The organism is Mesorhizobium sp. WSM4311 (assembly GCF_002295115.1).
Taxonomy (GTDB): Bacteria; Pseudomonadota; Alphaproteobacteria; order Rhizobiales; family Rhizobiaceae; genus Mesorhizobium.
On sequence record NZ_NSFV01000002.1, the window covers coordinates 183,746 to 207,672 of the forward strand.

Annotated in this window: 25 protein-coding genes and 1 pseudogene; 13 read left to right on the top strand and 13 right to left on the bottom strand. The window is 65.3% G+C overall.

The window, feature by feature from the left end; all coding sequences use genetic code 11:
* Positions 1–11: 11 nt before the first annotated feature.
* The 5 genes from CK226_RS04665 to CK226_RS04685 are packed head-to-tail and all read right to left on the bottom strand — an operon-like array spanning position 12 to position 4,744.
* Positions 12–1,316 (bottom strand): FAD-dependent oxidoreductase, encoded by a 1,305-nt coding sequence (locus CK226_RS04665; RefSeq protein WP_095791178.1) that lies wholly within the window; start codon positions 1,314–1,316, stop codon positions 12–14.
* Complete coding sequence (locus CK226_RS04670) at positions 1,313–2,296, bottom strand: branched-chain amino acid ABC transporter permease (protein ID WP_179296358.1); 984 nt, start codon at positions 2,294–2,296, stop codon at positions 1,313–1,315. The genes CK226_RS04665 and CK226_RS04670 overlap by 4 nt, the downstream gene beginning before the upstream one ends.
* Positions 2,293–3,201: a branched-chain amino acid ABC transporter permease gene (locus tag CK226_RS04675; RefSeq protein ID WP_095791179.1), complete on the bottom strand. Its 909-nt coding sequence runs from the start codon at positions 3,199–3,201 to the stop codon at positions 2,293–2,295. The genes CK226_RS04670 and CK226_RS04675 overlap by 4 nt, the downstream gene beginning before the upstream one ends.
* Positions 3,198–3,947, bottom strand: coding sequence for an ABC transporter ATP-binding protein (locus CK226_RS04680; protein ID WP_095791180.1), 750 nt, complete (start codon positions 3,945–3,947; stop codon positions 3,198–3,200). Before CK226_RS04680 ends, CK226_RS04675 begins: the two co-directional genes overlap by 4 nt.
* Positions 3,944–4,744, bottom strand: a complete 801-nt coding sequence (locus CK226_RS04685; RefSeq protein ID WP_095791181.1) for an ABC transporter ATP-binding protein — start codon at positions 4,742–4,744, stop codon at positions 3,944–3,946. The genes CK226_RS04680 and CK226_RS04685 overlap by 4 nt, the downstream gene beginning before the upstream one ends.
* 124 nt (positions 4,745–4,868) lie before the next feature.
* Between CK226_RS04685 and CK226_RS04690 the strand changes: the two genes are divergently transcribed.
* From CK226_RS04690 to CK226_RS04720, 7 genes are all read left to right on the top strand, one after another.
* Positions 4,869–5,603, top strand: coding sequence for a GntR family transcriptional regulator (locus CK226_RS04690; protein ID WP_095771452.1), 735 nt, complete (start codon positions 4,869–4,871; stop codon positions 5,601–5,603).
* Positions 5,600–6,088, top strand: coding sequence for a DUF3830 family protein (locus CK226_RS04695; protein WP_095786769.1), 489 nt, complete (start codon positions 5,600–5,602; stop codon positions 6,086–6,088). Before CK226_RS04690 ends, CK226_RS04695 begins: the two co-directional genes overlap by 4 nt.
* Position 6,089: 1 nt before the next feature.
* Positions 6,090–6,443: a TIGR04076 family protein gene (locus tag CK226_RS04700; protein ID WP_095786768.1), complete on the top strand. Its 354-nt coding sequence runs from the start codon at positions 6,090–6,092 to the stop codon at positions 6,441–6,443.
* Positions 6,440–7,495, top strand: coding sequence for an aldo/keto reductase (locus CK226_RS04705; protein ID WP_095791182.1), 1,056 nt, complete (start codon positions 6,440–6,442; stop codon positions 7,493–7,495). The genes CK226_RS04700 and CK226_RS04705 overlap by 4 nt, the downstream gene beginning before the upstream one ends.
* Positions 7,492–7,923 (top strand): DUF4440 domain-containing protein, encoded by a 432-nt coding sequence (locus CK226_RS04710; protein ID WP_095791183.1) that lies wholly within the window; start codon positions 7,492–7,494, stop codon positions 7,921–7,923. The genes CK226_RS04705 and CK226_RS04710 overlap by 4 nt, the downstream gene beginning before the upstream one ends.
* 48 nt (positions 7,924–7,971) lie before the next feature.
* Positions 7,972–9,231 carry an ABC transporter substrate-binding protein gene (locus CK226_RS04715; protein ID WP_095791184.1) on the top strand — a complete coding sequence of 420 codons (1,260 nt, stop codon included), beginning with the start codon at positions 7,972–7,974 and terminating at the stop codon, positions 9,229–9,231.
* Positions 9,232–9,444: 213 nt separating this feature from the next.
* On the top strand, positions 9,445–10,848 hold the full coding sequence (locus CK226_RS04720) for an FAD-binding oxidoreductase (RefSeq protein ID WP_095786765.1): 1,404 nt from the start codon (positions 9,445–9,447) through the stop codon (positions 10,846–10,848).
* Between the two features lie 47 nt (positions 10,849–10,895).
* On the opposite strand, the gene CK226_RS04725 is transcribed toward CK226_RS04720, so the two are convergent.
* The 8 genes and pseudogenes from CK226_RS04725 to pcaQ all read right to left on the bottom strand — a co-directional run bounded on the left by CK226_RS04725 (position 10,896) and on the right by pcaQ (position 18,980).
* Positions 10,896–12,341 (bottom strand): aldehyde dehydrogenase, encoded by a 1,446-nt coding sequence (locus tag CK226_RS04725; protein WP_095791185.1) that lies wholly within the window; start codon positions 12,339–12,341, stop codon positions 10,896–10,898.
* 34 nt (positions 12,342–12,375) lie between these two features.
* Positions 12,376–13,160, bottom strand: a pseudogene (locus CK226_RS04730) (coniferyl-alcohol dehydrogenase).
* A gap of 2 nt (positions 13,161–13,162) precedes the next feature.
* The gene (locus tag CK226_RS04735; RefSeq protein ID WP_095791186.1) at positions 13,163–14,230 is read right to left on the bottom strand and encodes a branched-chain amino acid ABC transporter permease; all 1,068 of its coding nucleotides are present in this window, start codon (positions 14,228–14,230) and stop codon (positions 13,163–13,165) included.
* On the bottom strand, positions 14,227–15,123 hold the full coding sequence (locus CK226_RS04740) for a branched-chain amino acid ABC transporter permease (protein WP_095771232.1): 897 nt from the start codon (positions 15,121–15,123) through the stop codon (positions 14,227–14,229). Before CK226_RS04740 ends, CK226_RS04735 begins: the two co-directional genes overlap by 4 nt.
* Positions 15,120–15,848: an ABC transporter ATP-binding protein gene (locus CK226_RS04745; protein ID WP_095771231.1), complete on the bottom strand. Its 729-nt coding sequence runs from the start codon at positions 15,846–15,848 to the stop codon at positions 15,120–15,122. Before CK226_RS04745 ends, CK226_RS04740 begins: the two co-directional genes overlap by 4 nt.
* Positions 15,845–16,588 (bottom strand): ABC transporter ATP-binding protein, encoded by a 744-nt coding sequence (locus tag CK226_RS04750; protein ID WP_095786754.1) that lies wholly within the window; start codon positions 16,586–16,588, stop codon positions 15,845–15,847. The genes CK226_RS04745 and CK226_RS04750 overlap by 4 nt, the downstream gene beginning before the upstream one ends.
* A gap of 15 nt (positions 16,589–16,603) precedes the next feature.
* Positions 16,604–17,920 carry an ABC transporter substrate-binding protein gene (locus tag CK226_RS04755; RefSeq protein WP_095791433.1) on the bottom strand — a complete coding sequence of 439 codons (1,317 nt, stop codon included), beginning with the start codon at positions 17,918–17,920 and terminating at the stop codon, positions 16,604–16,606.
* A 142-nt stretch (positions 17,921–18,062) separates the two neighbouring features.
* Entirely contained in the window at positions 18,063–18,980 is a 918-nt protein-coding gene (pcaQ, locus tag CK226_RS04760; protein ID WP_095791187.1) for a pca operon transcription factor PcaQ, read from the bottom strand.
* A gap of 69 nt (positions 18,981–19,049) precedes the next feature.
* On the opposite strand from pcaQ, the gene pcaD reads away from it, so the two are divergent.
* From pcaD to pobA, 6 genes are read left to right on the top strand one after another with little or no spacing between them, the layout of a single operon-like run.
* The gene (gene pcaD, locus CK226_RS04765) at positions 19,050–19,883 is read left to right on the top strand and encodes a 3-oxoadipate enol-lactonase (protein WP_179300968.1); all 834 of its coding nucleotides are present in this window, start codon (positions 19,050–19,052) and stop codon (positions 19,881–19,883) included.
* Entirely contained in the window at positions 19,876–20,283 is a 408-nt protein-coding gene (pcaC, locus tag CK226_RS04770; protein WP_095791188.1) for a 4-carboxymuconolactone decarboxylase, read from the top strand. Before pcaD ends, pcaC begins: the two co-directional genes overlap by 8 nt.
* Complete coding sequence (gene pcaH / locus CK226_RS04775; RefSeq protein ID WP_095791189.1) at positions 20,273–21,028, top strand: protocatechuate 3,4-dioxygenase subunit beta; 756 nt, start codon at positions 20,273–20,275, stop codon at positions 21,026–21,028. Before pcaC ends, pcaH begins: the two co-directional genes overlap by 11 nt.
* The gene (gene pcaG, locus CK226_RS04780; protein WP_095791190.1) at positions 21,028–21,642 is read left to right on the top strand and encodes a protocatechuate 3,4-dioxygenase subunit alpha; all 615 of its coding nucleotides are present in this window, start codon (positions 21,028–21,030) and stop codon (positions 21,640–21,642) included. Before pcaH ends, pcaG begins: the two co-directional genes overlap by 1 nt.
* 19 nt (positions 21,643–21,661) lie before the next feature.
* On the top strand, positions 21,662–22,714 hold the full coding sequence (locus CK226_RS04785) for a 3-carboxy-cis,cis-muconate cycloisomerase (RefSeq protein WP_095771225.1): 1,053 nt from the start codon (positions 21,662–21,664) through the stop codon (positions 22,712–22,714).
* Positions 22,714–23,886 carry a 4-hydroxybenzoate 3-monooxygenase gene (pobA, locus tag CK226_RS04790; protein WP_095791191.1) on the top strand — a complete coding sequence of 391 codons (1,173 nt, stop codon included), beginning with the start codon at positions 22,714–22,716 and terminating at the stop codon, positions 23,884–23,886. Before CK226_RS04785 ends, pobA begins: the two co-directional genes overlap by 1 nt.
* Positions 23,887–23,927 lie beyond the last annotated feature (41 nt).

Sequence of the window (23,927 nt, forward strand, 5' to 3'; positions counted from 1 at the left end):
GCTGGAGCGGCCTACGCTGTCTCGTCCAGCCGGTCGCGCAGCATGCTCCAGCCGAGCAGCGCGTTGGGCGCGTGCCGCAGCAGCGCGTGGAAGGGGATCGGCGCCGGCGGCGCAAAGGGCAGCGGCAAGTCGCGCGCTTCGGTCCCGGCGGCCCAGTCGGCCAGCGCCTTGCCCATCGCCGTCGTCATGGCGATTCCGCGACCGTTGCAGGCGCGGCCGGCGATCAGCCCTGGCCCGAGATCCAGGAGGTGCGGCAGGAAATCCGGTTCGACCGCGGCCATTCCCGACCAGCCACAGGCAAGCGGCGGCAGGTCCGGCAGGTCGAGATGCCTGGCCAGCCGCCGCCAGATTGTCTGCGGCACACGTGTGTCGGCGCCGGCGCTCAGAATATGCATGCCGCCGCTGATCAGCCGGTTGTCGGCATCGAAGCGGAAGGTGAAGAGATTGCGCCTGGTGTCGCCGACGCCTTGTCCGCCAGGAAGCAGACGCGTCCGCACCTCGCGCGGCAAAGGCTCGGTCGCGATCTGGAAAATCTTCAACGGAAAATAGCTACGTTGCAGCAGCGGATTGAGCGACCCGCCATAGGCGTTGGTGGCGATCAGCACCTTGCCGGCACGCACCGAGCCCGATGGCGTTTTCAGCGACCAGCCATCGGCCGCGCGATCGACCGAACTGACCGACGTGCGCTCGAAGATCTTGGCGCCAGCTTTCTGCGCCGCATCGGCCAGTCCGTTCGCGTAGGCGACGGGATTGAGCACACCACCCGAACGGTCCATCCAGCCGCCGACATAACCGCGCGCGCCCGTCAGGGTCTCGACGTGCTGACGATCCAACGTGACCGCAGGCCGGTCGCGCCGTGCCCATTGCCCGGCGCGGGATTTGACCCTCTCGAACGCTGCAGGCGAATGTGCCGGCTGGATCCATCCGTTCTGCACCGCGTCGCAGTCAATACCGTGCCGTTTGATCAGGCTGAAGACCAGGTCCGAACTGCCGGCGGCAAAGTCGATCAGGCGTTCACCGCGCTCGGGGCCGAGATGCGCAAGGATGCTGTCCGGGTCCATCTTGGCGAAGTTCGGCACGACGAAACCGGCATTCCGGCCGGTCGCGCCCCAGCCGATGATTTCGGCTTCGAGGACGGCGACCGAGATACCTTTTTCGGCGGCGTGCAGCGCGGCCGACAGGCCGGAAAATCCACCGCCGACGATGGCCAGATCGACATCCAGCCCGCCTTGCAGCGCCGGCAGTTCCCGGCGACTGGGGCTGACGGCGTGCCAGAGTGAGGCGCCGTGCGCTTCCTGCCCGATCGCAGCGGTCATGAGCCGAAACTGCTCTTGATCGCCGCCGCTTTTGCTCGCTTCCCGAAGCGCGGGCGACGCGGCCTGTCGCCGAACAGCCCGTTCGGCCGGATCAGCAGGATGACGCAGAGCATGACGCCGATGGCGACGATCTGCAGTGAGGCCGCACGCGCCTGCTGCTCGGGCGCAAACAGCGCACTGGTCAATGTACCCGACCCCGCCCATATCCCCCAGACCAGAATGCTGCCAATGACAGCGCCGAGATTGCTGCCGGAACCGCCGACGATCAGCATCACCCAGACCTGGAAGGTCAGGATCGGCAAATAATTGTCCGGCGCGATGAAGCCGGTGAAATGCGCCTGCAGCGCGCCGGCCAGGGCCATGATCGCGCCGCCGACGGCAAAGGCCTGGACGCGGTAGAAGCGCGCGCTCTTGCCCAGCGAGATCGCCGCCCGCTCATCCTCACGCAACGCCTTCAGCACGCGTCCCCAGGGGCTGCGCGACAGATGCTCCAGGGCGAGATAGGCGATGAGCGTGACCGCGCAGACGACGGCGAGGTTGGACAGGTTGAACAGCAGCGGCGTCTCGGCGAGGCTGCCGAACGGGCGCGGGATGAAGCCGATGCCGAACGGCCCGCCCGTCAGCTTCTGCGCATTGAGCGCGACCAGTTGCACGACGACGGCGACGCCGAAAGTGGTGATCGCCAGATAGTCGGACCTGAGCCGCAGTGTCGCCATGCCGGTCAGGGCAGCGGCAATGCCGCCGACGACCATGGCGCCAAGCCAGCCGACAAGGATCGGCAGGCCGAAGCCGCCCAACCGCGCGGCATCATCCGGTGTGGTCAGCAAGGCCGAGGTGTAGGCGCCGATGGCGACGAAACCGGCGAGGCCGACATTGAACAGGCCGGTCAACCCCCACTGCAGATTGAGCCCCAGCGTGACCAGCGAAAAGATCAGCGCGGTGGTCAGGAAGAAGGCGCCGTAACCGATGATATCGATCATCTTTCCCGAACTCCGAAAAGGCCGATCGGCCGCACGAACAAGACAGCCATCAGGATGATGAAGGACACGGCGGCGCGCCATTCGGCACCGATCAGCTGCACTGCGGCGGCCTCGGCGAGCCCGATGATCAGCCCGCCGAGCACCGCGCCCGGAATGCTGCCGATGCCGCCGAGGATTGCGGCGGCGAACATCGGCAGCAGCATGTCGAAGCCCATGAACGGACGGATCTGCACCAGAATGCCGATCGTCACGCCGGCGACGCAGGCAAGCGCTCCGCCGATGACCCAGGTGACGCGCACGACGCTGGCGACGTCGATGCCGACGATGCGGGCCAGCGCCGCGTTCTGGCTCAGTGCCTGCATGGCGCGGCCGGTCTGCGTGCGCGTCATCAAAAGATGCACACCGAGCACCAGCACGGCGGTCAGCAGCAGAAGCGCGATCTGGTCGGGGGTTATGCGTATGCCGAAGCCAACCGGCATGGCGATCTGGATCGCCCGGCTGAAATAGGTCGGCCGCGAGGTGAAGGTGAATTCGAGCAGGCTCCTCAGCGCCATCGAGGCGCCGAAGCTCGCCATCACCACGATGATTGCCTGGCCCTGCGAGCGCAGCCGCGAAAACAGCACCTTGTCGAGCAGCAGCGCCAGCAAGGCGGTAAAGGCCATGCCGACGACCAGGGCAACCAGGAGCGGCCAGCCGAAGGACAGCGGCGCGATGGGTGCCATCCTGCCAAAGGTGGCGCCAATGGCGCTGACGACGGCGAGCGTCGCATAGGTGCCCCAGGCCATGAAGTCGCCATGGGCAAAATTGGAGAAGCGCAGGATCGAATAGGTCAGCGTCACGCCGATGGCGCCGAGCCCGATCATCGAGCCGGTCAGCAATCCGTCGACGACAAATTGCAGGCTCATGCCGCGCCTCCCTTGCCGGCACGAGCAGGGCGCTGGCCGAGATAGAGTTCGGCGACGACCGGGTCGTTCCACAGCTCGGAAGCGACGCCCTCGTGCCGGTCCTTGCCCTCGACCAGTACATAGGCGCGGTCGCCGATGGCCAGTGCTGCCTTGGCATTTTGTTCGACCAGCAGGATGGTGACGCCGGATTTGCGGATGCCGGCCAGCATCTCGAACACCATCGACACGAATTTCGGCGACAGGCCGGCCGACGGCTCGTCGAGAACCAGCACCTTGGGATGCACGATCAGGGCGCGGGCGACCGCAAGCATTTGACGCTGTCCGCCCGACAGATTGCCCGCGGCGGTGCGGCGCTGGCGCACGAGATCCGGGAAGGCCGCATACATCTCGTCGATACGCGCAGGGATTTCACGTCGCTCGAGGATGCCGCAGGCGACTTTCAGATTGTCCTCGACCGACATCAGCGGAAAGATATTCTCGGTCTGCGGCACGAAGGCCAGGCCAAGCCGCACCATGGTATGGGCGGGCGCGGCCGTGATGTCCTTGCCGTCCAAAAACACCGTGCCGGCGGTGATCGGGACGAGGCCGGCGATCGCCTTGATGAAGCTGGATTTGCCGGCGCCGTTGGGGCCGAGGACGACGACGATCTCGCCCTTTCCGACAGTGATCGAGGCGCCGCGCACGATCGGCACGCCAGGCTCATAGCCGGCTTCGAGATCGTGGACATCGAGGACGGTCTCGCTCATGCCGTGCCTCCGAGATAGGCTTCGATGACACGCGGGTCGCGGGCGACCTGTTCCGCGGTGCCTTCGCTCAGCAACTGGCCGCTCGCCATGACCAGCACGCGGTGGCAGAGCCGCGTCACCATGTCGATGTTGTGTTCGATCAAAAGGAAAGTGATGCCGCGCGCATTGATGTCGCGGATGCGGTCGATGATGACTTCCAGCAGCGTCGCGTTGACGCCGGCTGCCGGCTCGTCGAGCAGGATGATCGCCGGGTCGGCCATCATGACACGGGCAAGTTCGAGCAGCTTGCGCTGGCCGCCGGACAGCACGCGCGCCGGCTCATGCGCCAGATGGGTGAGGGTCACCAGTTCCAACAGGTCGAGCGCCTTTGCCCTGGCCACCTTTTCCTGTGCCGCCACCCGCCATGGCGTGACGAAGTTTGCGAGTAATTTCTCGCCGGCCTGACCTTGTGCCGCCAGCACGATGTTTTCGATCAGCGTCAGATTGGGCAGCGGGCGCGGGATCTGGAAGGTGCGGCCAAGGCCACGGCCGATGCGCAGATGCGCGGCTTCGCCCGAGACGCTCGCGCCGTTGATAAGGATGTCGCCGCTGGAAGGCAGGATACTGCCGGCCAGCAGGTCGAACATGGTCGTCTTGCCGGCGCCGTTCGGCCCGATGAGGCCAAGGATTTCGCCTGCTTTGACGTCAAACGAGACATCGTTGACGGCGACGAGGCCGCCGAACCGCCTGACGACATGCCTTGCCGTCAGAACCGGCGCACGGGTGTCCTTCCCCTGCCGTTCGCTTGCCTCGCTCATCAAACCCTCTGGCCGAAGACGATCATCGCCGTCTCCTGATTTTTGATTTGTGATCACACTTGCTTTGATCACGCTATTCAGCTTTAATTTCATCCGCAAGCCGAAAACGGGGCAAAAGCCGGGAATGCAGAAGGCTGCCATCGAGCGAACCAACGAAACAATCGCAGCCCAGCTTACGCCGGTCGGCCGCGAGACCGTGCAGGATCGCGTCTATTCTGAATTGCGCCGCGCTTTGATCGGCGGCCTGTTCGAGCCGAACCAGGTACTGACCATCCGAGGCCTTGCCGATGCGCTGGTCACCTCGACCATGCCGGTGCGCGAAGCGCTCGGCCGGCTGATCACGGAAAAGGCGCTGGAGGCGCTGCCCAACCGCTCGGTGCGCGTGCCGCCGATCACGCTGGAGCGTATCGACGACCTTTTGCGCGCCCGTTCACTCATCGAAGGCGAGGCGATCGCGCTTGCCGCCACGCGCATGAACCCGCGCCAGATCGCTTCGATTGAAGCCATGCTCGGCGAGTGGGACGAGATGCGGGCCCTGAAGCACAAGAAGGATATCGACCGCGAAGCGACGCTCAACCAGAGCTTCCATTTCGAGATCTACCGCTGCTGCGGCTCGGCCGTGCTGATCCCGATGATCGAAAGCCTGTGGCTGCAATCGGGCCCCTGCATCCGCGTCGCCATCTATGCCTTTTCCGACGCCGGTGAGGTCGACACCGCGCACTATCACCGCCGCATCGTCGCGGCGCTCGCCAAGCAGGATGCGCAAGCGGCGCGCGAGGCGCTGGTGGCCGATATCAGCCGGCCCTTTGCCTTCCTGCGCGACAAGCTTCAATCCGCCGCCGCGAGAGGCCAGACATGAACAAGCCGGCCATCAGGATCACCGAACCGCGCTCGCAGCTTTCCGTGACGGCGCTGCTGCGGCCCGAAAAGGCGCCGGAAAACGCCGCCTTTCTCCAGGCGTACCTCGCCACGCCACGTGTCGTCCCCGGCATCCATGCGATGTGGACGGGACCGGAAATCTCCTGCCCGATTCCATCAGATGATCTCGATGGCCAGCCCTATGCCAGGCCCTTGCCGGCGGAGAACGCGACGCTGACGCCGCAGCCCGGAGACATCGTGCTGTCCTACGTGCCGCCGCGCATGTGGGGCGGCAACCCCGATGCCATTTTCGACATCGGCCTCTACTACGGACAGGGCGCGCGGCTTCTGTTCCCGATCGGCTGGCTGGCCGGCAGCGTGGTGGCGCAGCTACGCGCCGAAGAGCGCGACCAATTCGCCGCCTCATGTGGCGTCATCCGCCGCAACGGCGCCTGCGACGTCACCTTCAGCCTGGTGGAGGCCTGACATGGCCGACGACAGTTTCGAGCTCTTCGACCTTCGCGTCGAGGCGGTCATCCCGCAGGGCAAGCCGATCTATTGCGGCGCCAAGGCGGGTGATTATTTTGAACTCAAGGGCGAAATGCTGTCGATGCCGGCAGGGCAGGGCTTCTCGATCTATTCGCTCGCGGCCGTGCTGCCGCTGCTGGCGGCAAAGCAGCGCCCGACCGATGCCAATGACTGGATGACATCGGACGCCGAGATCGCCTGTCCCGATCCCAATTGCGCCAGCCGGCTACGAATCATCAGGACCGGCAAACGGCGGTTCAGCCATGCCGAGACGACGGCCGTGCCGCTGCCGAAGGAGAATGACAAGGGATGACCGCCAAGACTTTCGAACTCGGCCCCGGCTACACCATCTCGCGTGTCATTCGCGGCGGCTGGCAGCTTGCCGGCGGCCATGGCGCCATCGACCGACAACAGGCGGTGACCGACCTGATCGCCACCTTCGATGCTGGCATCTGGACCTATGATTGCGCCGATATCTACACCGGCGTCGAGGAACTGATCGGCGCCGCGCGCCTGCGGCTGGCCAGCGAGCGCGGCCTCGACGTTGCCGCAAGAATGAAGGTGCATACCAAGCTGGTGCCCGACCTGGAACGGCTGGCAACGATCAGCCGCGACTATATCAGGGGCATCGTCGAGCAGTCGCTGCGCAGGCTGAAGACCGAGCGGCTCGATCTCGTCCAGTTTCACTGGTGGGACTATGACCAGCCTCGCTATGTCGAGGCGATGGGCTGGCTCGACGAGCTTCGGCGCGAGGGCAAGGTGCGCAATCTCGGCACCACCAATTTCGACACGCCTCGGCTGGCCGAAATCCTCGCCGCCGGCATTCCGCTGGTCAGCCAGCAACTGCAATATTCGGTACTCGATCAGCGGCCTGCGCACAATCTCGCAGCGCTTGCGAAGACAAACGGCGTCAGCTTCCTCTGCTATGGTTCGGTAGCCGGCGGCTTCCTCAGCGACAAATGGCTTGGGGTCGCCGAACCCAGCACGCCGCTCGAAAACCGCTCGCTGGTCAAATACAAGCTGATCATCGACGATTTCGGCGGCTGGGACCTGTTCCAGCAGCTGCTCCAGGCATTGAAGGCCGTCGGCGACCGCCACGGCGTCGACATCGCCACCATCGCCAGCGCCTGGGTGCTGGATCAGCCGCGAGTCGCCGCCGTCATCGTCGGCGCCCGCAACCAGGCGCATGCGCTCGCCAATGCTCGCATCATGGACGTCCCGCTCGACGCCGATGACCGGGCGAAGATCGCGGCTGTGATCGCGCAGGGCCAAGGTCCCCTTGGCGATGTCTACGCGCTGGAGCGCGATCGTCACGGCCGCCACGGCTCGATCATGCACTACAATTTGAACGCAGGCCGCACATGAGCGCCAGCAACTCGACGCTGTTTTCGCGGGCCAGCGCCGAGGTCGTCGGCCTGCATCGCTTCTTCGTTGAATGGTTCGTCGCCGCGCGTGCGAACACGGTGGATTTCTCGCGCTTCGAAGACGTCATGGGCGAAGGCCTGACCATGATCGCACCGAGCGGCGAGATCCTCGACCGTGACGCTGTGATTGATCATGTCCGCTCAAGCCGCGCCACGTGCGACGACGGGTTTGCCATTTCGATCGAGGATATCAGGCCCGGTTGGCAAACCGAGGACTCCATCGTCGTCCTTTACGTCGAGGCGCAGTTGCGCGGCGGCAAGCACAGCCGCCGTCAGTCGAGCGCTGTCTTCACCCCCAGTTCATCGGCGCCCAACGGCGTCGAATGGCGACACCTGCATGAAACCTGGCTGCGGGTGCCGGAACGCTGAACAGGCTCCAGAGATCAATTAGTGTCGAGTAACGAAAGGGGAACAATAATGAGAAAGACGATACTCCAACTCACCACCGCGCTTGCTCTCGTCACGATGGCGGGCGCAGCGCAGGCCGCCGATTGCAAGATCACCGTCGGCCTCGTCATGGAACTGACCGGTCCGGCCGGCGAATACGGCCAGGCCGGCGCCAAGTCGGTCGAAATGGCTTTTCGCGACATCAACGAAGCCGGCGGCGTGCGCGGCTGCGATCTGGTGACCGATACGCGCGACAGCCAGAGCCAGGGCAACATCGCCGTCGACGCCGCGACCCAGCTGGTCCAGGTCAAGAAGGTGCCGGTCATCATCGGCGGCATCATCTCGTCGGTGTCGATCCCGATCCTGACCTCTGTTACAGCACCTGCCAAGATCGTCCAGGTCTCGCCGGCGTCGTCCTCGCCGACGCTGACCGCGCTTGGCCGCGAAGGCAAGACCAACGGCATCTTCTTCCGCACCATCACGTCCGATGCGCTGCAAGGCGTGGCTGCCGCCAAATACGCCATCGACAAGGGCTTCAAGAAACTGTCGATCATCCACGTCAACAACGATTTCGGCGTCAACATGGTGGCCGAATTCGCGCGCGCCTACAAAGCGCTCGGCGGCACCATCGTCTCCGACACGCCCTACAACGAGAAGCAGTCGAGCTATGCCTCGGAGGTGACTGCGGCGATGGCGGGCGAGCCGGACGGCCTCTATCTGGTCAGCACGCCGGTCGACGGCGCGACTGTTGCCCGCACCTGGATTTCGCAAGGCGGCGTGCAGAAATTCCTGCTCAATGACGGCATGAACAGTCCTGACTTCATAGAGTCCGTCGGCGCCGATTATCTGAAGGACGCCTACGGCACGTCGTCGGGAACCAGCCCGACCGCATCGACCGAGTACTTCACCAAGAATTACAAGGCATTCTCCGGCATCGAACCCTCCAACCCGGCGGCCGATCGTTCCTATGATGCCGGGGCCATTGTCGGGCTGGCTATCGCCATTGCCGGCTCGGAGGATCCGGCCAAGATCAAGGATGCCATGTACAAGGCGGTCGATCCGGCCGGCACGCCGATCTTCGCCGGCAAGGAGGAGTTCGCCAAGGCGCTCGGCCTGATCAAGGACGGCAAGCCGATCCGCTACGAAGGCGTCATCGGTCCGGTCGCCTTCGACAAATTCGGCGACATCACCGGCCCGTTCCGGCTGTGGAAGATCATCGACGGCAAGGTGACTACCGACGGCGAAATGACCACCGACGACGTCAACACGCTGCAGGCCAAGCTTCAGTAGGCAGACACAGTGGCGTCGGCATCAATCGCGTCTTACCGTGATTGATGCCGGTGTCGCTCAGGGCAGGCGATATCGCTTGCACGGCAGGCGATCCCGAATAGGATCGGCCGGCTGCAGTTGAAGGATGGCAAGCGTGTCGGACGGAAATACTCATCGGCCCATCCGGTCGCGGGACGCAGACGACGCGCTTCGCCACGCCGGCGCCTGAGTCCGATGTCACCTGAAACGCAACGGCTTCTCTCCGCCCTTGGCGATCGGCTGGGCGCGGGCGGCGTGCTTGCCGGCGCCGATGTCGACCAGCGCTATCGCGACGATCCCGACGGCAAGCTTGGCGTGCTGCCCGAAGTCGTGCTGCGTCCGCGCGATACCGTCGGTGTCGCGGCAGCGCTCGCTGGCTGCAACGCTCTCGGCCAGCCGGTCGTCGTCCAGGGCGGGCGCACCGGGCTGGCTGGCGGCACCCGCGTCCAGCCCGGCGAGATCGTGCTGTCGCTGGAACGCATGAGCGGCCTCGCCGCGCCGGACGCTCAAGCCGCCAGCATCGTCGCCGAAGCGGGCGCGACGCTGCAGGCGGTGCAGGAGGCGGCCGACGGCGCCGGGCTGATGTTCGGCGTCGATATCGGCGCGCGCGGCTCGGCGACGGTCGGCGGCAACATCGCCACCAATGCCGGCGGCATCCGCGTGCTGCGTTATGGCATGTACCGGGCGCAGGTGCTCGGGCTGGAGGCCGTGCTGGCCGATGGCAGCGTGCTGTCCTCGCTCAAGGGCCTGCCCAAGGACAATTCCGGCTATGACCTCGGCCAGTTCTTCATCGGCGCGGAAGGGACGCTCGGTGTCGTCACCCGCGCCGCGCTCCGGCTGCACCCCAAGCCGGCCTCCGAGGTGAACGCCTTCTGCGCGCTCGCTTCGCTCGATGCGGCGATCGCCTTGCTCGGGCTGCTGCGGCAAAGGCTCGGCCCGTTATTGTCTGCCTATGAGGTGAATTTCGCACCGCTCTATGACGTCATGGCTGCCAGCATGGCCATGCCGGCGCCGTTGCCTGTTGGCTCCCCGGTCTATGTGTTGGCCGAAATCCAGGGCAGCGAGCCCGAGCGCGACGGCGAGCGCTTCGCCGAGGTCCTGATGCAGGCGGTCGAGGACGGCGTGGTCGACGATGTCGTCGTCTCGCAGTCGCCGCGCGAATTCCGGGCGCTCTGGGACGTGCGGGAGGACGCCAATCGCGTGCTGTTTTCGATCAAAGGCCTGATCGGCGTCGACATCAGCATCCCGCTGGCGCGCATGGGCGCGTTCCTGCAAGAAGCCGACGCGGCCATCCATGCCGTCGATCCCAGTGCCGACATCTATGTCTTCGGTCATCTCGGCGACGGCAATCTGCATTACCAGGTGCTGACGGCGGATCCGGCGGCCGCCTACGGCATCGTCTATCGCGGTGTGGCGGCGGCGGGAGGTAGCGTTTCGGCCGAACATGGCATCGGCCTCGACAAGAAACAGTGGCTGCATCTGGTGCGCAGCGACGCCGAAATCGCCACGATGCGGCGGCTGAAGACGGCGCTCGACCCGAAGAACATCCTCAATCGGGGGCGTGTCTTCGACCTCGATCCAACTGCCGTTCCCCGATGACACGTGTCACCTTGTGAGCATATTGCCGACAGCGAGACGAGGCCGGCTCAGAACGGATAGTGCTGGCCGGGGTCCTCGATCGTCACCCAGCGCAAATCGGTGAATTCGGTGATCGAGGCCTTGCCGCCGAAGCGGCCATAGCCCGAGCCCTTGACGCCGCCGAACGGCATCTGCGCCTCGTCGCCGACGGTCGGCCCGTTAATGTGGCAGATGCCCGCCTCGATGCGCGCGGCGACCGCCATGGCACGCTTGATGTCGCGGCTGAACACCGCCGACGACAGGCCGTATTCCGTGTCGTTGGCGACATGCACCGCCTCGTCCTCGCCCTTCACCCGGATCACCGGCTTGACCGGCCCGAAGGACTCTTCGGCATAGACGCGCATGGCAGGCGTCACATGGTCGAGCAGCGTTGCCTCGACAACGGTACCAGCACGCTTGCCGCCGGCGGCAAGCTTGGCGCCCTTGGCGATGGCATCGGCGACAAGCTCCTCCATCTTGTCGGCCGCCTGGCTGCTGATCAGCGAGCCCAGCACGACATGGCCACGCGGATCGCCGGCCGGCAGGCTCGACGCGCGGGCGGCCAGCTTGGAAACGAATTCGTCGGCGATCCTTTCATCGACGATCAGCCGCTCGGTCGACATGCAGATCTGGCCCTGATGCATGAAGGCGCCGAAGGTTGCCGCATTGACCGCTGCGTCGATGTCGGCGTCGTCAAGAACCAGCAGCGGCGCCTTGCCGCCGAGTTCGAGCAGCGCCGGCTTCAGATGCCGCCCGGCAAGCTCGGCGATGATGCGCCCGACCTTGGTCGAGCCGGTGAAGTTGACGCGCTTGACCGAGGGATGCGCGACCAGCGCCTCGACGATCGCAGCGGCATCCTTGGGGTCGTTGGTGACGATATTGATGACGCCCTTGGGCAGGCCGGCCTCGACCAGCACCTGACCGATCAACCGGTGTGTGCCGGGGCACATTTCGGAGGCCTTCAGCACCACCGTGTTGCCGCAGGCGATCGGCATGGCGATGGCGCGGGTACCGAGGATGACCGGCGCATTCCACGGCGCGATGCCGAGGCACACGCCGGCGGGTTGGCGGATCGCCATGGCGATCGTGTCCGGCTTGTCGGAAGGGATGACCTCGCCCGAAATCTGCGTCGTCATCGCCGCCGCCTCGCGCAGCATGTTGGCCGCCAGCATCACGTTGAAACCGGCCCAGGGGCCGGTAGCGCCGGTCTCTTCCATCATCAATTTGGTGAATTCGCCGACCTTGGAGGCCATGACGTCGGCCGCCTTGGACAGCAAGGCGCGGCGCTCGCCCGGCCCGGTCTTCGACCACGTCGTAAAGGCAGCGGCCGCGGCTTCCACGGCAGCATTGGCGTCGGCAACGCTGGCAGCGGCAGCGCGCGTTGCCAGTTTGCCGGTGAACGGGTCCATGCGCTCGTAGGCGGCCGCGCCGGACGCATCCCTTTTGTCGCCGTCGATCAGAAGTCCGATATCCATGATTGTCTCCCTCGCTCCGTCTGGAGCTTCGCGGTTAGAAGCCGAGCACTTCGGCGTTGATCGATGCTTCGAGGCCGCCGTCGACCGGCACGTTGGCGCCGTTGACCCAGCGCGCGCCGTCCGAGCATAGGAACAGCACGACAGGCGCTATATCGCCCGATGTGCCGGCCCGTCCGACCCTGGCAATGTCGCTGTCGACGCGGGCATCGCCAAGCACGGTGCGGAACTGTTTCAGGATCGGCGTCTCGACCGGTCCAGGGCTCACCGCATTGACGCGGATGCCACGGCGTTTGAACAGATCCTGGTGCGCCGCGCGAAAGGTCCACAGCAGGAGCAGTTCCTTCGAGACGGGATAGCCTTCCTCGTTCCTGACCGCATGATCGGCGACCACCTTGGCGACATCCGGGAAACCCTCGATGCCGACCATCGAGGCCGCTCGTTGAGATTGGCGCGCCAGCCGTAGCCGGCGATCGAGGCGACATTGACGATGGCGCCGCCTTCGCGAAGTCTGGGCGTGAGCCCTTCCGAAAGCGCCCGCAGCCCGAAGAAATTGACGGCCAGCGTCGACACCGCGCCGGTGTTGCCGGAGAGGCCGGCGACGTTGCAGAGCGCATCGATGCGCTGTGGCAGGCGCGCGACCAACTCGTCGACGCCGGCCTTCGACGAGATATCGGCCTTGACGAAACTGCCCACCGCTGCCGCCGGCTCGCGTACATCGACGCCGATCACGTCCGCGCCAAGCTGGCCGGCGAGTTCCGCCGTGCGGGCGCCGATGCCGGAGGCAACGCCGGTGATGAGGATCGTCTTGCCGAAAAGCATGGTCATGCCTTCTCCTGACCAGGTGTGGTTCGCTCCGGCGAGGGGGCGCTGCCGTCATCGGCCGGAGCATTTTCCGGAAGCCTGACGCGGTAGCCGACCGGGAGCAGGCGCAAGCCGAAGCGCCCCTCGATCGTCCCCCACAGGCCGCGCGGCAAGAACAGCGAGAACAGCACGGCGGTGGCGCCGAGGCCGACGAGGTACCAGACCCCGGTGCCGCCGAACCAGGTCTCGATGAGGAAGAACACCAGCGCGCCAAGGATGGCGCCCTCGAACGTTCCGATGCCGCCGACCAGCACCATGAAGATCATGTAGGCGGTCCATTGGACGTTGAAGTAGGTTTTCGGCTGGAAGGTGATGGAGGTCGCCAGCCACAGCGCACCGGCAACGCCGATGCCGAAGGCGGCAAGCACGAACAAAAGCCGCTTGGTGCCGGTGACGCGCACGCCGACCGAGGCGGCGGCATCCTCATTGTCGCGGATGGCGCGGATGGCGGCACCCGTGCTGCCGCGCAGCAGGCCGAACAGGATGCCGAGCAGGGCGGTCATCGAGGCCAGCGCCAGCCAGTAGATTGCCACCCGCCTGGTGCCGGCATCGTAGACGTTGAGCGAGATCAGCGACGTGCCGGTTTCGCCTTGCACCAGCCGGTCGAGATTGACCAGGAGATGCGTCAGCGCCGCTATCACCCACATGCCGATGGCGAACTCGCCGTTCCTCAGCCGCAGCATGAACAACGACAGCGGCCAGGAGACAACGCCGACAACGATCGCCGATACGAAAAGCGAGGCGAAAGGGTTGAGGCCGGCATCGGCCAGCCGGATGGCGAAATAGGCGCCGAGCCCGAAGAACACCTGCTGGCCGACGGAAACCAGGCCGCCGAATCCGGCCAGTGCGTTCCACATCGCCGCCAGGATCACATAGATGAACAATGCCGTCATGCGGTCGACCGCGCCCGCCGAGAGGAACTGCGGCGCGATGGCGAGCAGCGCGATGATGACAGCGACCGCAATCGCCGCGATCCGCGACGTCGTCGTGCCGCGCTCGATGATCGGCGAGGACGAAACGGCGCTCATGACGCGCTCCGCGAAGGCAGGCGCAGCAGGCCGCGCAGGCCAAGGCCCGACGTGGACAGCCGCACAAACAGCACGACGAGGAACACGGCATGGCCGCCGATCAGAAAGCCTTGCGGATGCACTTGCGCGCCGACTGTCTGCGCAAGCGCCAGCACGATGCCGCCGACCAGCGTTCCCCACAGCGAACCGGCGCCGCCGATCACAGCGGCTTCGAAAGCGAACAGCAGTTGCGGCGCGCCGGCATAGGGATCGAAGGTGGCGCGCATGCCCAGAAAGGCGCCGGCAAGGCCGACCGTGACCATGGCGATGGAAGCGGCGATGGCATTGGCGCGACGCGCATCGACGCCGACCAAGCCTGCCGTATCGGGGTCTTCCGAGGTGGCGCGGATCGAGCGGCCAAGCCGGGTGCGGGTGAGGAACAGCTGCAGCCCGCCCAGCAGGATCACGGCGGTGGCGAACATGATCACGGCGAGCTTGCCGACATAGATGTTGCCTGGCCATTCCCAGGAATCATAGGACAGGCTGCCGATATAGGGCGCCAGCGAACGCGTGTCGGCGCCGAACTGCTCGAACAGCATGTTGTCGATGACGATCGCCAGCCCAAACGTGGTCAGGATCGGCAGCAGCGCACCGCCACGCGCGCTGCGTTCGAGCAGGAAACGCTGCAGCGCCCAGCCGATCGCCGCCATCAGCGGCAGCACGATCAGCAGGCCGACAAAGGGCGGGATATGGAACCGCGAGGCGAGCCACCACAGCGCAAAGGCCGCGAACACGGCAAGGCTGCCATGGGCGAGGTTGATGATGCGCATCACCGAGAACATGAAGGACAGGCCACAGGCGATCAGCGCGTAGTAGCCGCCGAGCAGGATGCCCTGGATGATCTGGTTGCTCATGCCGGAACGCTCCCGGGACTTTTCCGGTGCAGGCCGAAATAGGCTTTCGTCACCTCGTCGCGCGACACCGCCTTGCTCGGCCCTTCGAGCGCCACGCGCCCTTCGAGCATGCAGATCACCCTGTCGGAGACCGATAGCGCGCGGCTGAGGTCCTGCTCGACCAGGATGATCGTCGTGCCGGAAGCCATCAGCCCCTGAAGGGCCGCGTAGACACGGTCGACGATCAGCGGCGACAGGCCGAGCGAAACCTCGTCGAGCAAAAGCACTTCCGGGTTGCTCATCAGCGCCCGGCCGATCGCCGTCGCCTGCTGCTCGCCGCCTGAGAGATGGCCCGTCTTGGCATGGCGGCGCGGCTTCAGATTGGGAAACATGTCGAGCACCCTGTCGACGCTCCACTCGCCCGGCCGGCTGGCGGTTCTGCCGAGCAGAAGGTTCTCCTCGACCGTCATCTGCACGAAGAGTTTTCGCCCTTCCGGCACCAGCGCGATGCCCATGCCGACGCGCTTGTGCGACGGCACGTTGGTAAGATCGGCGCCGTCCAGCAGCACGCGGCCGGCCGCCGGCTGGTGCGCGCCGGCAATTGCCCTGAGCAGCGTCGTCTTGCCGGCGCCGTTGGCACCGACCAGCGCCAGCGTCTCGCCGCGTTCGATGCGGAAGCTGACGCCGCGCACCGCCTGCAGCAGGCCGTGGCGGACAACGAGATCCTCAACCGACAGCAGGCTCATTTCGGGCCTCCGCCGAGATAGGCGCGCACGACCTCCGGATCGGCCATGACGGCTTGCGGCTCGCCGTCGGCGATGATTTTTCCCGCATCCATGCAGATCAGCCGTTCGGCCACTTGCAGCAGGATGTGGACGATGTGCTCGATCCAGACGATGCCGATCTTGCGGCGGCGCAATTCCTTGATCGTGCCGACGAGCTCACCGGCTTCGCCGTCGGTCAGGCCGCCCCCGATCTCGTCGAGCAGCAGCAGCGTGGGCCTTGCCGCCAGCGCGCGCGCCAGTTCCAGCCGCTTGCGGTCGAGCAGTCCGAGCGTCTCGGCGCGGCGGTTGGCAATATCAAGCATGCCGCACAGCTTCAGCGAGCCGAGCGCCTCCTCATAGGCCTCGTCCCGCCCGAGCCCGGCGCCGTGCGAGGCCGCGACGAAGACATTCTCGAAAGTGGTCATGCCGCTGAATGGTTTGGGCACCTGATGCGTGCGCACCAGCCCGAGCCGGCAACGTTGCGTCGCCGGCAAGGACGTCACGTCATCGCCTTTGAACCTGACCGTGCCCGCACTCGGCGGAAAGGCGCCGGAAAGCACGCTGAGCAGCGTCGTCTTGCCGGCGCCGTTCGGCCCGACAATGCCGACCGCCTCGTCGGCCGCCATGGCGAAATCGACCGCATCCAGCACCACAAGCGCACCGAAGCGCTTGTGGATGCCGGCGGCAACGAGAACAGCCTGTTGTTGCGGATGGGTCACCACCTCGTCTGCGGTCCATCAGCCGTTGTAAGGCTGGAGCTTGGCTTCGACGGGCACCTTCGGATCGGTGGCGTTTTCGGTCACCACATAGTCGAGCGGGAATTTGCTGCCTTCCTTGGCGGCCACCCACTGCGTGCCGATGATCGGGCCGGGCGAGACATTGGCGACAGGGCCGCTGGTGAAATCGACCTTGCCGATCATAGTCTCGGTCTTCAGCGTGCTCAGCGCCTTGGCCACCGCCGCCTTGTCCTTGGCGTCGGTGCTGGCCTTCAGCGCTTCGAAGCCGGCGTCCAGCAGCGACATCGAGGCGCCGAGCTGCTGCGTCCACTGCTTGCCGCTCGCTGCCTCGTAGCCGTCGGCGAGCTCGGCACCCGAAACGCCGGTCAGCGGCGACTTGTAGGGGAAGGCCTTGTGCCAATAGGCAGCGCTCGAAATCTTCATGCCGAGGTCGCCGAGCGCCTCGATGTCGGACGGGAACAGGCCGGTCTTGGCGACCTGGGCGATCTTGATCTGCTTGATCAGGCCCTGCTGTGCCGCCTGGCGCCAGAAGGCGGCGAAGTCAGGCGGGATCGGGAAGGAGTTGAAGATCTCGACGCCCTCCTGCTTGAACAGCGCGATCTGCGAGGAATAGTCGGTGGTGCCGGTCTCGTAGGCGCCGGGGTCGACGATCGTAAAACCTTGCTTGGCCAGGAGCGGCGCCAGGTTGGCGCGGATGGCGTTGCCGTCGGCGTCGTTGGGATACATGACGCCGACCTTCTTGTTGGTCTCGATCAGGTTCCATTGCGAAATATAGGTCTTGAAGAACTCGCCGACGCCGAAGCCGAAATGATAGGTCCATTTGAACGGCGAGGGTGCGCCGGGTTTCGCGCCACGGCCGAAATACCAGGCCTCCCACGGCATGACGGTCGACAGGCAGGGCACCCCCGCGGCCTCGCAGGCATCGGCCACCGGGTTGATCACCTCGGGCGTCGACACCGCCAGCATCAGGTCGATGGCCTGGTTGTTGATCAGGTCCTTGGCGAGCTGGCCGGCGCGGGAGGGATCGGACTGCGTGTCCTGGTCGAGGATTTCAACGCTGTACTTCTTGCCGCCGATCTCAAGGCCGCCGGCCAGCGCCTTGCGGGCAAGGTCAAGCACATAGCCGTCGGTCTGGCCGAAGCCAGCCAGCGGCCCGGTGCGCGGGCTGACGAAGCCGACCTTGAGCGTTTCGCCCGCCTGGGCGAAAGCGCTCTTGCCGCCGAGCGCAAGGGCCGCGCCGCCGGCGATCGAGGTGGCGATGAACTGGCGTCGCGAAATGTCGCGAATGCTGGATCTGCTGCCGATAGAATGGGTCATGCGTTCCTCCCTCTGTGGCTCCTCCATCGGCACAGTGCACCAGCGTTTTGGTTCGGTAAAATGATATTTTGCGGTGTTTCATTAACCGCTGGGTTAGGGGATTTTCGGCAAAGACGAAGCGCGGTCCGAATGGTCCGACGCCTCACCTGCCCGGCCTTGCCGCCTCGCGAATGGTCTGCAGCAGGATGGTGAAGGCCGGCGATGGCGCCGTATCGGTGCGCATCGTCAGGCCGACCGGTCCCTTGGTTTCCTCGGTGTCGACCGGCAGGGAGACGAAGGCGCCGCTGGCGATCTCGTTGGCAACCACGCCGGCCGAAATGATCCACACCGCATTGCTCTGCCGCATGAAGGAGCGGCCAAACGAATCCGAGACGGTTTCGATCTCGGTCGCCGGCGCGGTCATGCCGTTGGTGATGAACAGGCGATCGACGAAGGGGCGGATGACGGATTCCCGGGTCGGCATCAGCACCGGGAATTCATCGAGCCTGGCGAAGATATCCGCTCCCGGTTCGAGCAGCGGATGTCCGGCCCGCACCACGAACAGCACCTGTTCGGAATAGAGATGCTCGAAGAAGAAGCCGGTCATGTTTTCGGGCGCTGCCAGCCGACCGACGACAAGATCGAGCGCGCCGGTGCGCAATTGCTCAAGAAGCACCGCGTTTTCGCCGGTGACGATCTTGATCGCCGCGCCGGTATTTTCCCCAAGGAACAGGCTCATGGCCTTGGGCATGACCTTCGCCGACACGGTCGGCAGCGCGCCGATGCGGATCGGATGCCGGTTGATGGCGTCGTCCTGGCGAACCGAATCGACGCCGCGTTTCAACGCCGTGATCGCCGAACCGGCATGGCTGAGGAAGATCTCGCCAAGCCTTGTGACCCGGATACCGCGCCCGTCACGCTCGACAACGGCGACACCGAGCGCCTCTTCCAGCTCACGCAACGTCTTGGTCACCGCCGGCGCGCTGACATGCAGGAAATCGGCGGCGCGGGCAACGCTGCCCTGCCGCGCGACCTCCAGGAAGGCCTGCAGATGACGAAAGCGGATGCGGCTCTCGGCCATGGATTTGATAACCCCCGAGTTAATGAAATGGCGCAAAATATCATTTTACCGAACCAAATGCCTTGTGCAATGTGGAGGTGGAGGATCGAAATCGTGTCATTCGTCACCATTGGCGGCATCACGCTGCATCATCGCCACCTCAAGGCCCCCGGCAATGCGCGCGCGCTCATATTCATCAATTCGCTCGGCACCGACTTTCGCATCTGGGACGATATTGTCTCGGCGCTCGATGGGGAAATGTCCTTGCTGGTCTATGACAAGCGCGGCCACGGGCTGTCCGACATCGGCGAGATCAAGTCGATCGACGATCATGTCGACGATCTCTCGGCGCTCATCGATCATTTCGGCTTGAAGAAGGTCGTGCTGTGCGGCCTTTCGGTCGGCGGCATGATCGCGCAAGGGCTCTACGCCAGGCGCCCAGGCATCGTCGAGGCCATGATCCTGTGCGACACGGCCCACAAGATCGGCACCAACGAGAGCTGGAACACCCGGATCGCGGTCGTCGAACGCAAGGGCATCCAGGCCATTGCCGATGGCGTGCTCAAACTGTGGTTCACTCCCGCCTTCCACACCGCGCGGGTGGCCGAACTGGACGGCTATTGGAACATGATGACCCGGCAGGCTGTCGCCGGTTACGTCGGGACTTGCGCAGCCATCCGCGCCGCCGATTTTACCGATGCAGCACGCCGCATCGCGGTACCGACGCTCTGCGTCGTCGGTGACCAGGACGGCTCGACGCCGCCCTCTCTCGTCCGCTCGCTGGCCGCTCTGATCCCCGGTTCGCGTTTCGAGATCGTCCGCGACGCTGGACATATTCCCTGCGTGGAACAGCCTGAAGCGCTCACCGCGCTGATCCGCGATTTTGTCGCATCGCTTGCCCCTGGAGCAGAAAACCATGGATGAAGTCCCCGGCAACGCAGCCAGATATCGCACTGGCCTCGCGGTGCGCCGCGCGGTGCTCGGCGATCGGCATGTCGATCGGGCCGAGGTCGCTGCCACCGATTTCGATCAACCCTTCCAGGAACTGATCACCGAGGCGGCCTGGGGCACTGTGTGGGCCCGTCCGGGCCTCAGCAAGCGCGAGCGCTCGATCGTCACGCTGGCGCTGCTGGCGGCACTCGGCCATGATGAGGAGGTCGCCCTGCATGTGCGCGCCACCGCCAACACCGGTGCGACGCGCGACGATATCTGCGAGGCGTTCCTGCATGTCGCCATCTATGCCGGTGTGCCGGCCGCCAACCGTGCCTTCAGAATAGCCAAGGACGTGTTTTCGGAAATGGACGGAGCCGACAATGCCCTCTGAGTCCGGCTCGAACCGGAAGCCCGAAACCGGCACCTTCTTCCAGCGCGAAAGGACATGGCATCCTCCGGCGCTGACGCCGGGCTATAAGAGTTCGGTGCTGCGCTCGCCGCAAAAGGCGCTTTTGTCCTTCGACAACACGCTGTCGGAAATAGCCGGACCGGCCTTCGGCCACGCCATGCTGGGCGAGCTCGACAACGACCTGATCCATAATTTCGCCAGGCCGGGCGAGAGCGCCATCGGCGAACGCATCATCGTCCATGGGCGTGTGCTCGATGAGCGAGGCATTGGCGTTCCCGGCGTGCTCATCGAATTCTGGCAGGCCAATGCCGGCGGCCGCTACCGCCACAAGAAGGACGGCTATCTGGCGCCGCTCGACCCGAATTTCGGTGGCTGCGGCCGCACCATTACAGGCGAGGATGGTGGCTATGCCTTCCGCACCGTCAAGCCCGGGCCCTATCCCTGGCCGAATGGTCCCAATGACTGGCGCCCGGCGCACATCCATTTCTCGGTTTTCGGCCACGGCTTCGCGCAGCGGCTGATCACGCAGATGTATTTCCAGGGTGACCCGCTGATCTGGAAGTGCCCGATCGTGCGCGGCATCGCCGACAAGGCGGCCATCGAGGCGCTCACGGCCATCCTCGACACGCAGGCGACCATTCCGATGGATGCGCTCGCCTACAAGTTCGACATCGTGCTGCGCGGCCGCCGCTCGTCGCTGTTCGAAAACCGGCCGGAGGGCAATTGATGGCCCAGTCGCTCGACCGGCTCAGGGAAAGCGCTTCGCAGACCGCGGGACCATACGTCCATATCGGGCTGACGCCGAACTTCTGCGGCATCAGTGGCGTCTATGCGACCGATCTTGGCTCGACCATGGTCAGCGACAAGACCAAGGGCGAGCGCATCGGTCTCAAAATCCGCGTGCTCGACGGCACCGGCACGCCGCTCAAGGACGCCTTGATCGAGATCTGGCAGGCGGATGCGGACGGGCTCTACAATTCGCCGACCGAGATGCGCGGCGCGGCCGATCCGAACTTTTTCGGCTGGGGCCGCTGCCCGACCGACATGGAAACCGGCGTCTGTGCATTCGAGACGATCAAGCCCGGCCGCGTGCCGTTCCGGGATGGAAGGCTGATGGCGCCGCACGTCACACTGTGGATCGTCGCGCGCGGCATTAATGTCGGCCTGCACACACGGCTCTATTTCTCCGACGAGCAAAAGGCCAATGGCGAGGATCCGATCCTGGCGCGCATCGAGCACCGCGTCCGCGTGCCGACGCTGATCGCCGAGCGCCAGGGCGACATTTACGTCTTCGATGTCCATCTCCAGGGGGAGAAGGAAACGGTCTTCTTCGACAGTTGATGGTCAGGAGAAGCAAGACATGACCGTATCGCCCTTTGACCATCCGCTGCTCTCGGCTCTCCTCGGTGATGAGGAAGCATCGCGGCATTTTTCCGTCGAGGCGGAAATCGAGGCAGCGCTGGCGTTCGAGCGTGCGCTGGCGGAAGCGGAGGCCCGAAACGGGATCATCGGCAGGGATGCCGCGGCAGCGATTGTGACGGCGCTTGGCACGTTCCGGCCGGACACCGCCTTGCTCAGGGCGGGTGTCGCCAAGGACGGCGTCATGGTGCCGGAACTGGTGCGCCAGATCAGGGTGGCGGTCGGTGAACCGCATGGTGACATGGTGCATTTCGGTGCGACCAGCCAGGACGTCATCGACACGAGCCTGGTGCTTCGGCTGAAAGCGATCGTCGAGCATATCGGCCTGCTGCTGACCGAAACCGTTTTGCGCCTCACCTCGCTTGAGCAGCGCTTTGGCGGCAGGGCACTGGCCGGCATGACCCGCATGCAGCCGGCGATCCCGGTCAAGGTGGCGGATCGCGTCATGGCGTGGCGGGCGCCGCTGCAAAGGCATCAGGAGAGGCTGTCGGAACAATCCACTCGCCTGCTGGTGGTACAATTCGGCGGCGCCGCCGGCACGCTGGAAAAGCTCGGCGACAAGGGGCCGGCGGTGCGCGCCGCGCTTGCCGCAAAACTCGGCCTTGCCGATGCAGCGCAATGGCAGAGCCAGCGCGACACGCTCGCCGACTTCGCCGGCTGGCTGTCGCTGCTGACCGGCAGCCTTGGGAAGTTCGGCCAGGACATCGCGCTGATGGCGCAGGGCGGAATCGACATCACGCTCTCCGGCGGCGGCGGCTCGTCGGCCATGCCGCACAAGCAGAACCCGGTGAAGGCCGAGGCGCTGGTGGCGCTGGCCCGCTTCAACGCCATGCAGCTTTCCGGCATGCATCAGGCACTGGTGCATGAACAGGAGCGCTCGGGCGCGGCCTGGATGCTGGAATGGCTGTTGCTGCCACAGATGGTCGTCGCCAGCGCCGCGTCGTTGCGGCTCGCCGCCGAACTGGCCGGACAGATCGAAAGCCTCGGTCACTGATGCGCACGCAGGTCGCCATTATCGGCTCGGGACCCTCCGGCCTGCTGCTTGGCCAGCTTCTGGCCGGCATCGGCGTCGAGACGGTCATTCTGGAACGATCGAGCCGCGAGCATGTGCTTGGCCGCGTGCGGGCAGGGGTGCTGGAACAGGGCACGGTGGAACTGCTGGAAGAGGCTGGTGTTGCCGCAAGGCTGCATGCCGAAGGCCTGCCGCATTCCGGCATTTCGCTGGCTTTCGACGGGCGCCTGCACCGCATCGATCTCGCCGCACTCACCGGCGGCAAGCATGTCACCGTCTATGGCCAGACCGAAGTGACGCATGATTTGATGGACAAGCGCGAGGCGGTCGGGCTGACCACGGTCTACGAGGCGGCCAACGTTGCGCTGCATGGTTTCGATGGCGCCGCACCGTTCGTCACCTACGACAAGGACAGCGTCTCTCATCGCATCGATTGCGATTTCATCGCCGGCTGTGACGGTTATCACGGCGTCAGCCGCAAATCGGTGCCGGAGCGCGCGCTGAAAACGTTCGAGCGGCAGTATCCGTTCGGCTGGCTCGGCGTGCTCGCCGAAGTGCCGCCGGCCGATCACGAACTGGTCTACGCCAATCACGAGCGGGGTTTTGCGCTGTGCTCGATGCGTTCGACGCATCGCAGCCGCTACTACGTGCAGTGCCCGCAAGATGACCGGGTTGAGGCCTGGTCCGACGACCGTTTCTGGGACGAGCTGCGCCGCCGCTTGCCGGAACGGACGGCGGCAAGCGTCACCGCCGGGCCATCCTTCGAAAAGTCGATCGCGCCGCTGCGCTCCTTCGTCGCCGAGCCGATGCGTTTCGGCCGGCTGTTCCTGGTCGGCGATGCCGCCCACATCGTGCCGCCGACTGGTGCCAAGGGTCTCAACCTCGCCGCCAGCGATGTACGCTATCTCTTCGCCGGCTTGCGCCAGTTCTACGTGGAGAAGTCGCAAGCCGGCATTGAGGCCTATTCGCAAAAGGCGCTGGCGCGGGTGTGGAAGGCGGTGCGCTTTTCCTGGTGGATGACGACCATGCTGCACCGCTTCCCCGATACAGGCGATTTCGGTCAGCGCATCCAGGAAGCCGAACTCGACTATCTCGTGCACTCGCGGGCCGCGTCGACCGCGCTCGCCGAGAACTATGTCGGCCTGCCCTGGTGAAGGCTCTTTCTTTGACGCAATCCGGACGGAAAACCGCTCAA